The sequence below is a fragment of the Bdellovibrio sp. genome, assembly GCF_036384735.1.
GTDB lineage: Bacteria > Bdellovibrionota > Bdellovibrionia > Bdellovibrionales > Bdellovibrionaceae > Bdellovibrio.
In genome coordinates this window covers 20,612-34,647 of sequence record NZ_DASVLT010000021.1, presented here as the reverse complement: position 1 = coordinate 34,647, position 14,036 = coordinate 20,612, and the positions used below count along the sequence as shown (strand labels likewise).

The following is a 14,036-nucleotide window of genomic DNA, read 5'->3' as shown; positions in this document are numbered from 1 at the left end:
TGAACGCTCACCAAAAAATGTCTGTCAAACACAGGCTATTCGACAGAGAATCAGAATCTCAAAATATTCATGCTGTTTCTAAAATGCTGCATCGAACAAATGGGTTCTCTGTCAAAATTTGTATAAATTCATCAAGACCTCAATGGGAAAATCCGAAAATATATTATGACTAATTTTCGGATGATCTTGTGCGATTTCATAGTCAAATGGGCCCTTGTGGTAGTGGGTGTCCTCGCGAGCGTTTCATCGCTGGCTTCGCCGGGCCAACTGACTTATCAGGGACGCATTGTAAGATCAGACGGTACTCCTCTAGAATCCAGCAATGTCAGTTTTATTTTTCAAATTACAAATCCTTCCGGCAGTTGCATCATCTACCAAGAGCTTATAACTGGATACAGCATGGTCAATTCAAGCGGTGTGTTTGATGTGGCCATCGGCACCGGGAGCATTCAATATCCTCTCGGTGGCACCGTCGGTGTTCTAGATGTTTTCGATAACACAAAAATCTTTACTTGCGGTTCGTGCTCCCTGGTGGCTGGCACTTATGTCTGTGCTGATGGAAGCAGTACCTATACGGCCTCCACAGGTGACATTCGCAAACTGCGCGTTTCATTTTATGATGGAAGTGGCTGGCAAACGATATCTCCCGATAACGTCATCCGCTCAGTTCCTTTTGCGGGTTACTCTCTGTCAGCGCAAAAGCTAGGAGCATACTCTTCCAGTGATTTTTTAATCAAGGCGGGACTTCCTACCTGTACGGCTGGAACATTTCTAACTTGGGATGGAAGTTCTTTATCTTGTTCTGCAGGTTCTGGCACCGGTGGCGGAACAGTGACCGCTGTTTCATCAGCGAATTCATATTTGAGTGTCGCCAACGGCACTTCAACTCCGGCATTAACGGTGAATGTTGGTCAAACGGCAAATACTGTGGCTGCCGGCAATGACAGTCGCATTGTCAATGCCATTCAATCCAGCGCCACAGTCAGTGGAGATTTATCAGGGATGTTATTGTCTCCAACCGTTAGTAAAATTCAAGGGGTCTCTGTCAGCGGCACAGCACCTTCATCAACAGGGCAAGTATTAAGATGGAATGGAGCAAGCTGGACTCCGAACTTTGTGAGTATGTTTGATCTGCGATCTACAATCACCGGCGCTCAAGCTTTCGGTGGAGTGGGTTGTACTGCGGGGCAAACTCTGACTTGGACTGCGGCGACCGATAATTTGTCTTGTACCAATATTGCGATCTCAAGTTCTCAGATCACTTATTCCTCACAAACTGCGAACACCTTCCTTGCAGCACCAAATGGAAGTGCTGGCTCTCCGACGTTCAGAGCGATTACCTCTGCCGATCTGCCATCGGGGACTCTATCTGGCTCTGGAACGTCGGGATATGTTCCATATTATAGTTCCTCGACGGCTTTGGGTAATTCTTCTGTTTATTATGATGGAACAAATGTCGGCATTGGAACAACGAATCCGGCTCGGTTGCTTCACGTGAATGGTCCGATAAGAGTTACTGCTTCAGCATTACCTGGAACACCTGCAACAGGTGACGTCGCTGTGGATTCGGGTGATTCCAATAAGCTCAAGTGGTATGACGGCTCCGGCTGGCAAGCCGCTGGCAATGGAATCACAGGAGCCGTCAACCTTTCAAGTGCTTCCTATACGGTCACGGCTTCGGATAACGGCAAGGCTTTTTATTACAGCAACAATGCCAGTGGTGTAATTAATTTACCAGCACTCAGTTCAGTCAGTAATGGCTTTAGCATCACCATACATCGACAAGTGTCGCAATCCCTGACTATCACACCAAACGGCTCAGACAAATTTCCCGCGGGCATTTCGAGCATTGAAATGCAGGGTAAAAATCTTCAATCTGCAACGATTATGAAATTAGGATCCTTATGGGCGCTCACCAACCAAACCGATGATTGCACTGTCGGCCAGGACTGTTGGACTGCGGATTCGTCAAGTGGCATGACGCAGATTTATGCCGGCACCTACAAAGGCCATCAATACTTCACGACCCCTGGGGGCTGCACGGATTCCAGTACACCCACATGCGCAGGAGGAACGGATTCCGTAATGAAGGCCTGGGCAAATAATTCCGGCACAACAGCAAATGGTATTGATGCGATTGCAACTGATGATATGGAATACGGAGCTGCTCAGTCTGCAGCATTGGCAGCGAATTACACTGATACCGACGCTGCGAAGTTTTGCGAAAACATGGTTTATGCAGGCTATTCAGACTGGTATCTGCCAGCGAAAGAAGAGCTTGTGTTCATCACCGAAAATAAAGCCACACTCGGTGGCTTTTCCTATACCGGCGCATACTGGGCTAGCACTGAAGCCGGTACAGGCACCGCCTGGTACCGCACTCTTGGCTTTGGAACTAGCAATTATTATACAAAGACGACTGCCTATTATGTCCGTTGCATTCGAAGATTTTAATGAGGGCTGATAAAGCCTAAGTGTGAAATTGTTTAAAACTTCTTCTCTTTAAATCCACGATGCAAGTCGATGATAAGCTGTGTTCGCTTCGGATATTTTTCCCCAAGACGTGTCACCAGATGAACTGCTTGAGCCGCGCTTTGGGTTTTGTTCTTTTCAAATACAATAAACTCAGTGGTTTTAATAAGATCTCTCACGCAATGAGTGCGCACGAGACGAAACATTAAAGGATTCCGAAAGTTACTTCACTCTGAGGCAGGCTTCATCCCTGCCCCCCGTATGCATGGATAAAGACCCGCTTCCTTGCGTAGGTGTTCTCAGATTTTTCATAGGAACACTCCGCCCCCATTTATACATCTATACAATAGACATGACTTCAATATCAGCGCATTAAATACAAATAGTCACAAGGAAACAATGTTATGAAACTCTTCAACATCTTATTCATTTTAGCAGTCACAACTTCAGCACAATATGCTTTAGCTTATAAATGCGAAACAACACAGGCAGGTACTCCAACAAACTTACGGGATTACTGCGGCGTCATTAGTTCCAACGGACTGTTTAGTGATGGATCTTCCATTTACGGAGTTAATGATAGTATCTCAGCGGAACTCAAAAGTTATGCGGATGGAAAAACAAAGGTTTGCGTTGATGCATGTGCTGTAGAAGGCGACTTACAGGTTTATAATATCGTATCGCCTCAATAACGGCTACTCACAGTCCATTCATTTCAGCCTTAAATTTTTTAGGCAGAAATTTTGCTAAAAAACTTTCACACTTATTAGCTTCGTTTCCAAGAAGGTCTGTAAATTGAAAAGCACCGCCCCGATGAGCGGTGCTTTTTCTTTTTTGGCCGTGTTTGGTCACGTACAAAATTTTTCTGAAGCTACATCTATTATAGTTCTCGCTCATGATTTTCTTCACCTTGAGCAACAAATCCACGACTCATTATTTAGATGACACCTGTCTAAGACATTTCACGTAAAGGTTGTGACTAGCATCTTGAATGAGCAAAGCCTGTCCATAAATTTCCACCAAGATGTTGTGATCGTCTGTAGCAAGTAACATCTCTTTGTCGCTGCCACCGATAACCAAACTATTTTTTCCGACACGAACCAACTCTTCAGATTTGTTTGTTCCTTGAAGCGTGACTGTTTTTGAAAACTGCTGTGATAAAAACATTCCTTCACATTCGATTTGCAAGCTGCCTTGAGCATTTGGTGCCTGCACCGGTGTTGCCGCATCTGCAGCCATGACTTGAGTTGAAGCTACTACGATCAATGCACAGATAATAAATTTCACCGTGTTCTCCTTTTTTTAGTGGTGACTTCTTTTGTCCACCAGGAGTCTTATCTGATCGAGAAAACGAGTCAACGCGTGATGCATCTGAATTTTATTATTTTTCGTGAGCACTGGAAACCATGGGTATTTTGGAGCATTGTCTTAATAGCGCTGTAATCAGGGCTTTTTCTTCGAGCCTCTTTACCGACAGGCTTCAAAAACATCATTTTTTAAAGACTTATCAAGCAATTACCAATTTAAGAAGTTGCCATTTGCATAAATAATTTATATAAATCATTTATGCAAAGGAATACTAATGAGTATTTTTGAAGATGTTGGAGGACTGGGGCTGGGCAGTCGTTTAAAACGCTTAAGCGACCAGTGCCTTGCAGACGTAGGGTTGCTTTATAAGGAAAGCGGGATTGATTTTGAGCCGCGATGGTTTCCTGTGTTTACGCTTCTACTGGAAAAGAAAGCACTGACCATAACCCAAGTGACGGAAATTTTGCAGATCTCTCAACCGCACGTGAGTCTCTATGTTAAAGAGATGGCGGCCGCTGGACTTGTTCAATTTAAGGCAAATCCTGATGATGGGCGAAGCAAAGTTTTATCTTTAAGTCGCAAAGGTCTGTCTACGGCGAAACAGCTTCAACCTATCTGGGATTATATCGACAAGGCGGTGCAGCGCCTTTTGAAGGAATCGGAACCCCGGTTTTTAGAGGCCATCGAAAATGTCGAAAAAGCCTTGCTTGAAAAATCCCTCTATCGACGAGTTGAGGAAGCTCGTTATCACGGCGCAAAACGGAGGCTCGCATGATTTACAAATTTTCAACGGACAAACAACTATTAGATCTTGAGCTCATTACAAAAGAGTTGCAGGCCACTTATTGGGCGAGCAATCGAACCGCACGCGAAATCCAAAAATCCGTTGAGCAGTCTCTTTGCTTTGGTGCTTATATAGATCAAGAGCAAATAGGCTTTGCCAGAGTTGTCACCGATTTTTCGACGATCGCATATCTTTGCGATGTCTTCGTCGTCAAAAAGCATCAAGGTCAAGGGGTCGGTAAGCTTCTTATGAATGAGGTTCTGAATCATCCAGACTTAATCGGAATCGCCTGGTTTTTAAGAACTCGAGATGCCCATCACCTTTATGAGAAATTCGGTTTTTCCGTCAATGAGCAGCCGCGGCGTTATATGGAACGAAAGGCTCAAAAGGCATGATCGGAATTCTCGCGGGAATGGGGCCTTATTCAACCGGTCCTTTTTTAAATCAAATTCTCAGGCAGTGCGAGCTTCAGTATGGAGCTCAGCATGACATCGATTTCCCGAAGATTCTTATCTACTCTGTGCCGACTCCCTTTTATCCCGACAGAGACATCGATCATGAACAAATGCTGCTAGCGCTTGATAGCGGGCTTCGTGAACTTGAAAGTACGAATGTCAATTTTATGGCTATTGCTTGCAATACAGCACACGCTTATTTTCCACAGCTTCAAAGCAAAATCCGCAAGCCTTTACTGAATATGATCGATTTAGCGGTTGAAGCGCTGCCTTTCCCAAACACCAAAGTCGCAGTGATTTCATCACGAGTGACAGCGGAATCTCAGATCTACGAAAAGCAACTCGAGGAGAAATCTTATGAAGTGATTCGTCCTCTCTGGCAAAATGAAATTGACCAACTGATTTCTTCAGTGCGACTTCGACCTGAAAGAGTAAAAGAAGAAGCTCGCTTTTTGATTGAGACGGCCCGGAAGCAAGGTGCTGAAGTCATTCTGCTGGCTTGTTTGGATCTGAGCTCCGTCAAAGAATACTTTGCGTCTGAGATTCCACTGGTTGATGCGAGTGAAGTCCTAGCTTGCAACATAGTCACCAAGTGGCTGGAAACCCAATCAGAAATGAAGATGCGACGTCCATGAATATCGGTATTGTTTTATTTGATCAGTTCACCGATTTGGATTTTTATTTACCTTGGGATTTACTAAATAGGGTCCGCTTGTTGAACCTGTCGCAAGACTGGCAGGTCTTTATTTTAGGCGATCAACCCCAATTCAAGTCTGCAGCAGGCTTATGGGTTCAAACTCACAGGCCTTATGCCTTTGCTGCCTCTTGCGACGCCCTTTTATTCTGTAGTGGCCCGCAAACTCGAACTTTAATTTACGACGCTGGTTTCTTGTCACAGTTTAAATTCGATACTTCGAAAACTTTCATAGCTGGGATTGATTCTGGTGCGCTTATCATGGCGGCGCTAGGTTTATTAGATGGAAAACCCGCCACTACCTATCCAACAGCATTTCAAGAGTTGGCAAGATTGGGGGCTATTCCGCAGAAGCAGTCTTTTGTGGCAGAGGAATTCATTGCGACGGCATCTCGTTGTCTGAGTGGTACACAACTAGCTTTATGGATGATTGAAAAACTGATTGGAAAAGAAATAGCCGCGAAGATTTATGAGACCGTCCGACCATTAGAGGAGAAAAATTTGGGGTGAGTGACGAAGAACTTTTCGGCGTGGAGATACCCGAAACTAAAGAGATCTATTTCATTTGCATAATGGGCAATGCCAAACAGACGTATGGCCTCTGCATTTACCGTGGATAAGTGAAGGGGTGCAGGTCAGTACGGCAATACTGCATATTGCAATTAATAATAAGCAACCCACAGACCATATCTGTGGGTTGTTCTTTCAGGCTGATACCACTCTTCTTGAAGGGGGCTCAGTAAGTTTAAAGATATCTATCCATTAGAAACGAATGAGAAATCTAAATTGGCGGCAATATCAAGAGCTGGCTGTTCTTTCGGTGCAAAGAACTCTTTCGTTAGAGTAAGATTAATATCGTACTGACTTTTCTCACTCTCAAGAATTCTGTTAATAGCCATGATTCGAAAAGCTTTCTCTTGTTCTAAACTTAGTCCGGTAAATTCTTTCCCTTTACCTTCCCAAGAACGAAGAGTGGAAGCTGCCACCAGAATCTTTTTTGAAACATCGTCGAATGACATCTTTAAGAAAGTTCTCAAAAACTTCAGCTGATTGCCGGTTAGTCGTTGCTGACTTCGCAGAAGAGCTTTAGCCGTTAAAAGCTTTAACTCATTCATGTTGATATCTGGGTACTCCTCACCATGGGCCTTTTTAATGACGACATTTTTAAGGAGTACATCGAAGCCAAAGCCTGTAAATGTGTAGGTCTCTATAACTTTCGACATCTTAATCCTCCTTCTTATTCTTATCTATAGCCGTCACTATAATTGTCTTCGGATCAGCAAAAGCGACAATGATTCTGAGATCTTTATCGCCGTTTTCGTTTTTGCCTCTCAGCGAGTACCTCCAGCTTTTTCCGTCGTCGGTCAGGCTGTCTTTACTTTCTTCGCGATGGGCAGAGTAGATGGCTTCCTCGATATCACTCATTTGAATATCTCGTTTTTCCATCTGCTGCTGAGCATGCGTCGAAGGAATCAACTGACCGGACTCCAATGCGGCAATCACAGCCTGAATCACATTCTGTCGTTTCTCTATCGACATATCTCTACCCGCACTTTACCAAAATGCTCATAATTACACAATACGATACATTTTATATAGTATTTACAGTAACTTATAATGTATTTCTGCTTATTTTCAAGCAATGTCTCAATTTGATACAACTCCATTTCTACCTACTTTTAGCCAAATGCCACATTAGCCAGGTACACCCGGGCCTCTGGATATTTCTTAATACAAACGCACTTCCCCAGTCTCAGCGATTTGATGGCATTGGGGTGAATACAGAACTCCTCTACCTCGCGCCGACTTCCGCCACCGGATTCAATTTCAAAGAATCCGAACCGCTCCGTCTGCCGGGTCTGCTTCCAGGCCGTCCGAGTCCCCGCCATTCCAGAAATAATCTCTGCGCTCCCTGGGTGCTTCTGGAGGAACGAGTATAAGGTTGAAGTGTTTTTCCCATGAGCCGACTTGCAAACTCGGGGCTAATACGCTGTAAATCGCAAATCTCCTGATGTGCAACGACCACGGACATCCGACTACTGCTGGCCCGGTTGAGGAAACCGATGAAGTCTTCTTGGGCTAAATCTGCGAATTCGTCGATGATCACCGAAAATGGCTTTCATTGTTCTTTTGGAACTTCACCATCAACTCTTGCTGAAACGGATTTTAAATCCTGCAGGATAAAACGACCTAATGCTTTGGCTGTTTCGCCATACCGGCGGGAATCTAAAAACAAGAAAATGATCTTTGATTGAGTATAGGCCTCGAATAAATTGATACCTGGAATCTCTGAAGTCACCAACTCCCCAAAGTCCGAAAGAACAATACTTTCCAACTGCGTTCGTAAGCAAGAGCCGGTTGTCAATTTCCAGACACCTTGCTGTCCGAATTCAGTGATTTTTGACCGGTTGCCTTTAGGAAATAAAAAAGCCCTCTGGTGAAGGCTTGAATTTAGACTGGCTGCAAATTTATTTGAACTGCTCTGACCTAAAACTGGGTCAGCCAGAGTCAGCCAACGACTGCCCCCTCCTGACACTCACTGTCCCCTAATCGAAATAAACGATCTTCCGCTCTGAGAGAGAGTCTCCAAGGTTTCTAATAGCTTAAGTTTTCCAGGAATTTTGAGAAGAGAAATTTGGGGTGAGTAACGGGGCTTGAACCCGCGACACTCGGAATCACAATCCGATGCTCTACCAACTGAGCTATACCCACCACAATCCTAAAAAGGAGATGCTGTTATAGCAGTGTCCTCAGCTAAAGTGCAAGATCAAAAAAATGGCAAGTTCGCGGTTTTTTGAATTTATTAGTAATCACAAGGGGCTACGACGGGCTGCGCCTTACAGGGGCTGCCGTTTTTTTCCGCATCAACCGGGGTTTCCTCGGCCCACACACCATTGGCATTACAGCGTCTACGGACACAGGAAACTTCGGCCCTTGATGTCAGGCAGGCCTTCTTTTCCGATTTAGGGTTGTTCAAACAGACCCATGCGCATTGATTGAACTTCGCAGGCGGAGCCGAACAGATAAACTCTGAATTCTTCGCAGCCTCACGAGCCTTCTTTTCTTGAGCCTTTTTTGCAGCCGCAGCCTTTTGTTTTTTGGTCTGTTCGGAGGAATAAGCTGCGAGCTCTTTCTTTTCGATCTCTGAGACCGGAGTTAGACGCCCACGGGGAATCTTCTTTCCCTTTAACAAAATATCGTAAGCGATTTTCTTATCTTCAAGAATTCCTTGAAATCCGACCTCTTGCCCCTCGTGAACTTGTGCCGTCTCTTCACCATTGAGGGCCGAAAACTCTAATGATCCTTTAAAAACCTTTACGCCTGCAAAGGCTTTATCCGGATACATCGAGAAAACGAAGTCCCCTTTGGGTGCCAGAAATTGAAACAAGTCTGAACTTAAAGCCACATTGTAAGCGGTCTTCCCATCAGTTTGTTGCCAACGAAGCCGGCCGCTTTTCAAAATCAGAATGGGAGCCTCGCCCCCTTCCCAACTAATACTTGGCAAAAAGACACGGGAGTTTTCAAGAACCGTGAACGTACGCTCGGGATCAAGACTTACTTTAATACTTGCTCCCTCGCCAGTTTCAAGAACGGCACGTTCGACTAAAACAGTCCTTGCTTTCACCGGGAACTTCTTGTCGTCCTTGCCCAACCAAGTGACTTGGCCTTGAACCTCACTCACCATAGGATATCTGGGCGCTGCCTGCCCACGAGCCGCCACAGCTAAAGCGATCACAATTAAAAATACTTGAAGTAATTTAGGAAGTTTTTTTGTGAACACGCTGAATCTCCCATAATTTGGCGTGACGTAAGAAAATAGAATACCCCGCACCGACTGCGATAATGAAACCTGGAAGGCCGTCGCGAAAGCCCGCTTTAAAAAAGTAACACTCAATAAATTTAGAAACTGGCTTCGTCAGAAGTTTAAAGTAAGAAAACTTCTTTCCCGCCGCGTTCAATTGTTGAGCTCCCAAACTTGAATAACGATCGTTCGTCACCACTTGATCACTCAAGTTATCAAACACCCAATGAAGTAAATCACACTTCATTTTAATCTGGGTCGTCACTTCCACTTTCTCGTGCAAAGCTGCGGAATTCCATTGAGATTTATCTTTATTAAACAGGCGCAGTTGATAATCAGGATACCAGCCACCATGGCCGATCCAGCGTCCTAGATGATAGGATTTGCGCGGAAAAAGATAACCTGCTTCAGGATTTAAATCTGCAAAACATTCCATAATTTCGGCGCCAAGTTCGGGACTCAGAGCCTCATCGGCATCCAAAGAGATAACCCATGGATTTTTTGCCTGACTGGCTGCAAAAGCCTTCTGCGGACCGAAACCGCGCCACTTTTCTTGGAAAACCCTCGCCCCACAGCTTTTGGCGATTTCAACGGTGCGATCCGTCGAAAAACTGTCCACCACAACAACGTCGTCGACAAAGGGAGCTGAACGAATGCAGCGCTCGATGTGAGCCTCTTCATTCAAGGTAATAATCACTAAAGAAATGGGAAGTTTCGTCACGCCCCTAAGCGTCTCTTCAGATCAAAGTCTTGTCAAATGATTCGCAGCTCGCTAACATTTTTGAATGGGCCGCTGAAAATGATTTGAAGCGGTTTGCTCCGACAGAGTCGAAGTGTAGATAGGTTCAAGGCCCGAAAGGTTTTACTTCATGAAATTTGCTAAATATTTAGTTTTAGGTCTTCTTGTAGGTTCAAATGCTCATGCATTTATGAGTATTGCTGAATCCGGAGAGATTCTTCCAGCCAACACTTATCAAGTGGGCGTTGAGCCACAGCTTTTGACCGATAAAAATCCTGGCGGAAACTTAGATCTGTTCTTTGATGCTCCTTTAAATGATTCAACAAGTGCTCGCCTTCTTTTGGGTGGTGGCAGTGTTGATTTCAATGCCTTTGCGAGTGTTAAGTGGATGCCGTTCCCAGATGTTGATAAACAACCGGCAATGGGTCTACGTGTGGGTGCTGGTGTCGCGCGCGATGAAGACCAGAATATTCTGCAACTTCAAGTAGCTCCAATGGTCAGCAAGAAATTTGACACAGATTACGGCATGTCTGTTCCGTATCTTGCGGTTCCATTTACCTTCGTAAACACGAAAGACGACAATTTTGTTGCGACAAACCTGACAGTGGGCTCCGAGTTCCATTATCATGAATGGAAGGACGTCACTTTGGGTGGTGAAGTCGGTTTGGACTTAAACAAGTCTTGGACTTACCTTTCTGTTTTCGCCACTTTCCCTTTCGATAGCGCAAAAGGATTCGGTAAATAATATGTTTTCTTGGCTCTTTAAAGACGAAGCTGGAACGGCTGCTGACCTTTACGTGGATTTAGGAACTGCGAACACTTTGATCGCAGCCCGCGGCAAAGGCATTATTTTGAATGAACCTTCATTGATCGCTTACCAACAAACAAGCCCAGGAAAAAAACGCGTTATCGCCGTTGGCACTGATGCGAAAGAAAAACTCGCAAACAACCCAGGCAACATCTTCGCGCAAAAACCAATTCGCGATGGTGTGATCGCAGACTTCGAAACAACAGAAGTGATGTTGAAACACTTTTTATCTCAACCAGGCGTGAAATCTGCGTTCTCTCGTCCGCGCGTTGTCGTGTCTTTACCTTACGGCGTGACTGAAGTTGAAAAGAAAGCCGTGATTGAATCTTGTAAAGCGGCCGGAGCAAAAGAAGTGTTCTTGATCGATGAACCCATGGCGGCGGCCATTGGTTCAGGCTTGAACGTGAAAGCACCCGAAGGCTGCATGATCATTGACATGGGCGGTGGCACCACGGAAGTGGCCGTTATCGCTCTTGCCGACATTGTTTATTGCCAAGCGGTTCGCGTCGGTGGTCACAAAATTGACGACGCGATCATCGATTATTTCAAGCGCTACAAAAAGTTCATCATCAACGATGCCACGGCAGAGTATTTGAAAGTTTCTATCGGCACGGCGGTTCCTAAAAAAGACATCCGCGTCGCTACAATTCAAGGCCGTGATGCTGAAACCGGCATGAACAAATCCATCGAAGTAAGCTCCGAAGATGTGGGTCTTGCGATGAATAGCGGCATTCAAGAAGTCATCAATGCGATTCACAAAGCTTTAGAACACACTCCTCCAGAACTTGTTTCGGATATTATCGAGAGCGGCGTTGTTTTAGCTGGCGGTGGCGCTTTGATTCGCGATTTTGATTTGCGTATTCAAAACGAAGTGCGCTTACCAGTTCGTGTCGCCGAGAACCCACTGATCGCCATTGCCAAAGGTGGCGAAGCGGTTCTTAGCGATCCAGATTTGCTAGATAAAATTCAACTTGAAGTTTAAATTAAAAAGGCTGCTCGATGAGCAGCCTTTTTTTTATGCGTAAACTGCCGTGGCCTTGGGGCCGTTTTTAATATCTGCACGAAGAAGCTTTAACATTTCTTTGGCGACAGGGCCTTGATGACCCTCTCCGATTTTCGCTCCCTCGAATGATGATACTGGTAAAACATCTAATGTTGTGCCGATCATCATCACTTCCTTGGCATTACGGATATCGTCTTCGTGAATGTCACGCTCTTGAATCGACTTAATCAATCCTTGGGTCTTTAATTTTTCCGAAAGATCAAAGGCGCGGATCATTGTTGTGCCTCTGAGGATTTGAACAAGCTTGGGTCTTACCAAATTTCCGTCATGATCCAGAATCACAATGTTTTCAGTGCTTGATTCTGTCAAATTTCCGTTGGAGTCAAAACCTACGGTGAAGTCGAGCTTGCGATCAACGCTTTCTTTTTTCATTAAAACGTTTTGCAGATAATTGCAGCTTTTAATCCGTGCAAACCACGGGTCTTTAGGAGGGACCGCACTTCTTCCGATACTGACGCCTTTTTGGTATTTCTCTTCGGCCACGGGTTTAAAACTTGTGACCACCAAGTACATTTGTGAGGACACAGATTCATAAGGATTTGTCGTAAATCCACCTGGACCACGGGAAATGTACAGACGAAGGATCGCTTCTTGTTTTTGGGTTGCCGCCATGGTTTCAAGAATGGTTTTACGCATTTCTTGAATGTTCATTGGCAATGGCAGACCAATAAGCTCCGCCGATTGAGCAAGCCTAGCTAAGTGCTCGTCCAGAAGGAACACTTTTCCTTCGATGACTTTAATAGCTTCGAAGACTCCATCGCCACGGTGGACGATGTGGTCATCGATGGGCACCATCATCAGCGAGGGATTTTGAATAATGCCTCCCCACCAAGTGCTGTACATCGCGTAATAGCTTTCTTGGGCTTGATAGGATTTCTCCAGAAGTTTTTTTTGAACTTGTTCGGGCGTTAAAACTGGAATCGACATGATAAGCTCCCTCGGGAAGAGACTAAAATATCTTAGATTTCCCTCTGACGGCAGAAAAGTTTTTTTGCTTTTTAATTTGACCGGATGCGATGGAAATCCAGACAATAAGAAAGTCACATCAGGGAGGATGTAAATGGTTATTCGTGTCGCACTTATTCTGGCACTCGTGAATCTTTCTGCTTGTTCTTATTTCTCGAAACGTCGTAGCAATACGGAAGCTCCGAAAGAGGCTTCGGTTCAAATGACTCCAACTACTGTACCGGCTGCTAAAGAAGGCGCCCCAGTTGCCAAAACTGAAGGCCAAGCTCAAGCGCAAGAAGTTAAAAATGCTGTGGCAGAAGCAGCCCAACACATTAAGGAAACACATGGCAAACCGGTCCGCGAAGCAGGTCCTGTTCCGGCAGAGAAAGCTTATGGCTGGCTTCGCAATGGAAACACTCGCTTCGTAAAGGGCTTCTTCCGTAAAGATGGCGCATTGGCGAAAGATCGCTTGCGTGTTGCTGCGGGACAAACACCTCACTCGGTTGTGCTTTCCTCAAGTGATTCTTCGGCTCCTCCAGAGGTGATCTTCGACCAAAAACTAGGTGAACTATATACAGTTCGCACAGCAGGTCCTTCTTTGAGTGAAAATGTGATCGGTAGTATTGAATACGCAGTGGCGAATTTAGGTGTGAATCTGATTGTCGTTATGGGTCAAGAAAATAGCGGCGCTGTCAAAGCCACTTTGCAAGCGATGGATGGCGCAGACGTGGGCAGCCCTTCGTTTGGCGCGGTGGTGAACGATTTGAAACCTCGCCTTTTAAAGTATAAAGGAATTAAGCCTTCTCCTGCTATGATTGAAGAGTCATGGTCTAACGTTGACGGCATCGCAAAAGATCTGCTTCTTCGCTCGGAAATCCTGCGTGACGCTGTGACCTCTGGTGAGGTAAAGATTGTCAGAGGAATGTATCATCTAGAATCTGGAAATGTGGAGTTTAAGTAAAC

18 protein-coding genes and 1 tRNA gene are annotated in these 14,036 nt (G+C 45.1%); 10 read left to right on the top strand and 9 right to left on the bottom strand.

From position 1 onward, the window contains the following. The first annotated feature begins 165 nt into the window (after positions 1-165). Positions 166-2,454: a DUF1566 domain-containing protein gene (locus VF412_RS06565; RefSeq protein WP_331338421.1), complete on the top strand. Its 2,289-nt coding sequence runs from the start codon at positions 166-168 to the stop codon at positions 2,452-2,454. Positions 2,455-2,486: 32 nt separating this feature from the next. Here the strand turns inward: VF412_RS06565 and VF412_RS06560 are convergent, their stop codons facing one another. Beyond that, complete coding sequence (locus VF412_RS06560; RefSeq protein WP_331338420.1) at positions 2,487-2,678, bottom strand: hypothetical protein; 192 nt, start codon at positions 2,676-2,678, stop codon at positions 2,487-2,489. 198 nt (positions 2,679-2,876) lie between these two features. Between VF412_RS06560 and VF412_RS06555 the strand changes: the two genes are divergently transcribed. Then, positions 2,877-3,164, top strand: a complete 288-nt coding sequence (locus VF412_RS06555) for a hypothetical protein (protein ID WP_331338419.1) — start codon at positions 2,877-2,879, stop codon at positions 3,162-3,164. Positions 3,165-3,405: 241 nt separating this feature from the next. On the opposite strand, the gene VF412_RS06550 is transcribed toward VF412_RS06555, so the two are convergent. After that, entirely contained in the window at positions 3,406-3,759 is a 354-nt protein-coding gene (locus tag VF412_RS06550) for a hypothetical protein (protein WP_331338418.1), read from the bottom strand. A gap of 295 nt (positions 3,760-4,054) precedes the next feature. On the opposite strand from VF412_RS06550, the gene VF412_RS06545 reads away from it, so the two are divergent. Genes VF412_RS06545 through VF412_RS20140 form a run of 5 tightly spaced genes read left to right on the top strand, consistent with a single transcriptional unit; the run spans position 4,055 to position 6,333 of the window. After that, positions 4,055-4,555: a MarR family winged helix-turn-helix transcriptional regulator gene (locus VF412_RS06545; RefSeq protein WP_331338417.1), complete on the top strand. Its 501-nt coding sequence runs from the start codon at positions 4,055-4,057 to the stop codon at positions 4,553-4,555. Beyond that, the gene (locus VF412_RS06540) at positions 4,552-4,959 is read left to right on the top strand and encodes a GNAT family N-acetyltransferase (protein WP_331338416.1); all 408 of its coding nucleotides are present in this window, start codon (positions 4,552-4,554) and stop codon (positions 4,957-4,959) included. The genes VF412_RS06545 and VF412_RS06540 overlap by 4 nt, the downstream gene beginning before the upstream one ends. Next, positions 4,956-5,654 (top strand): aspartate/glutamate racemase family protein, encoded by a 699-nt coding sequence (locus VF412_RS06535; protein WP_331338415.1) that lies wholly within the window; start codon positions 4,956-4,958, stop codon positions 5,652-5,654. Before VF412_RS06540 ends, VF412_RS06535 begins: the two co-directional genes overlap by 4 nt. After that, the gene (locus VF412_RS06530) at positions 5,651-6,223 is read left to right on the top strand and encodes a DJ-1/PfpI family protein (RefSeq protein WP_331338414.1); all 573 of its coding nucleotides are present in this window, start codon (positions 5,651-5,653) and stop codon (positions 6,221-6,223) included. Before VF412_RS06535 ends, VF412_RS06530 begins: the two co-directional genes overlap by 4 nt. Then, on the top strand, positions 6,220-6,333 hold the full coding sequence (locus VF412_RS20140; protein WP_422653090.1) for a DUF7309 domain-containing protein: 114 nt from the start codon (positions 6,220-6,222) through the stop codon (positions 6,331-6,333). The genes VF412_RS06530 and VF412_RS20140 overlap by 4 nt, the downstream gene beginning before the upstream one ends. 135 nt (positions 6,334-6,468) lie before the next feature. Here the strand turns inward: VF412_RS20140 and VF412_RS06525 are convergent, their stop codons facing one another. The 6 genes from VF412_RS06525 to VF412_RS06500 all read right to left on the bottom strand — a co-directional run bounded on the left by VF412_RS06525 (position 6,469) and on the right by VF412_RS06500 (position 10,236). Further along, on the bottom strand, positions 6,469-6,936 hold the full coding sequence (locus VF412_RS06525) for a hypothetical protein (RefSeq protein ID WP_331338413.1): 468 nt from the start codon (positions 6,934-6,936) through the stop codon (positions 6,469-6,471). A gap of 1 nt (position 6,937) precedes the next feature. Further along, entirely contained in the window at positions 6,938-7,228 is a 291-nt protein-coding gene (locus VF412_RS06520) for a DUF4258 domain-containing protein (protein ID WP_331338412.1), read from the bottom strand. Between the two features lie 604 nt (positions 7,229-7,832). Then, the gene (locus tag VF412_RS06515) at positions 7,833-8,249 is read right to left on the bottom strand and encodes a hypothetical protein (RefSeq protein WP_331338411.1); all 417 of its coding nucleotides are present in this window, start codon (positions 8,247-8,249) and stop codon (positions 7,833-7,835) included. A 100-nt stretch (positions 8,250-8,349) separates the two neighbouring features. After that, a tRNA-His gene (locus VF412_RS06510) sits at positions 8,350-8,425 on the bottom strand. 91 nt (positions 8,426-8,516) lie between these two features. Next, positions 8,517-9,494 carry a hypothetical protein gene (locus tag VF412_RS06505; protein WP_331338410.1) on the bottom strand — a complete coding sequence of 326 codons (978 nt, stop codon included), beginning with the start codon at positions 9,492-9,494 and terminating at the stop codon, positions 8,517-8,519. After that, on the bottom strand, positions 9,472-10,236 hold the full coding sequence (locus VF412_RS06500; RefSeq protein WP_331338409.1) for a glycosyltransferase family 2 protein: 765 nt from the start codon (positions 10,234-10,236) through the stop codon (positions 9,472-9,474). The genes VF412_RS06505 and VF412_RS06500 overlap by 23 nt, the downstream gene beginning before the upstream one ends. 148 nt (positions 10,237-10,384) lie before the next feature. On the opposite strand from VF412_RS06500, the gene VF412_RS06495 reads away from it, so the two are divergent. Next, positions 10,385-10,999, top strand: coding sequence for a hypothetical protein (locus VF412_RS06495; protein WP_331338408.1), 615 nt, complete (start codon positions 10,385-10,387; stop codon positions 10,997-10,999). 1 nt (position 11,000) lies between these two features. After that, positions 11,001-12,044 (top strand): rod shape-determining protein, encoded by a 1,044-nt coding sequence (locus VF412_RS06490; RefSeq protein ID WP_331338407.1) that lies wholly within the window; start codon positions 11,001-11,003, stop codon positions 12,042-12,044. Between the two features lie 33 nt (positions 12,045-12,077). Here the strand turns inward: VF412_RS06490 and VF412_RS06485 are convergent, their stop codons facing one another. After that, the gene (locus tag VF412_RS06485) at positions 12,078-13,052 is read right to left on the bottom strand and encodes an aminotransferase class IV (protein WP_331338406.1); all 975 of its coding nucleotides are present in this window, start codon (positions 13,050-13,052) and stop codon (positions 12,078-12,080) included. A 133-nt stretch (positions 13,053-13,185) separates the two neighbouring features. Here VF412_RS06485 and VF412_RS06480 point away from each other — a divergent pair, with 133 nt between their 5' ends. Beyond that, the gene (locus tag VF412_RS06480; RefSeq protein ID WP_331338405.1) at positions 13,186-14,034 is read left to right on the top strand and encodes a carbonic anhydrase; all 849 of its coding nucleotides are present in this window, start codon (positions 13,186-13,188) and stop codon (positions 14,032-14,034) included. Positions 14,035-14,036: the final 2 nt, after the last annotated feature.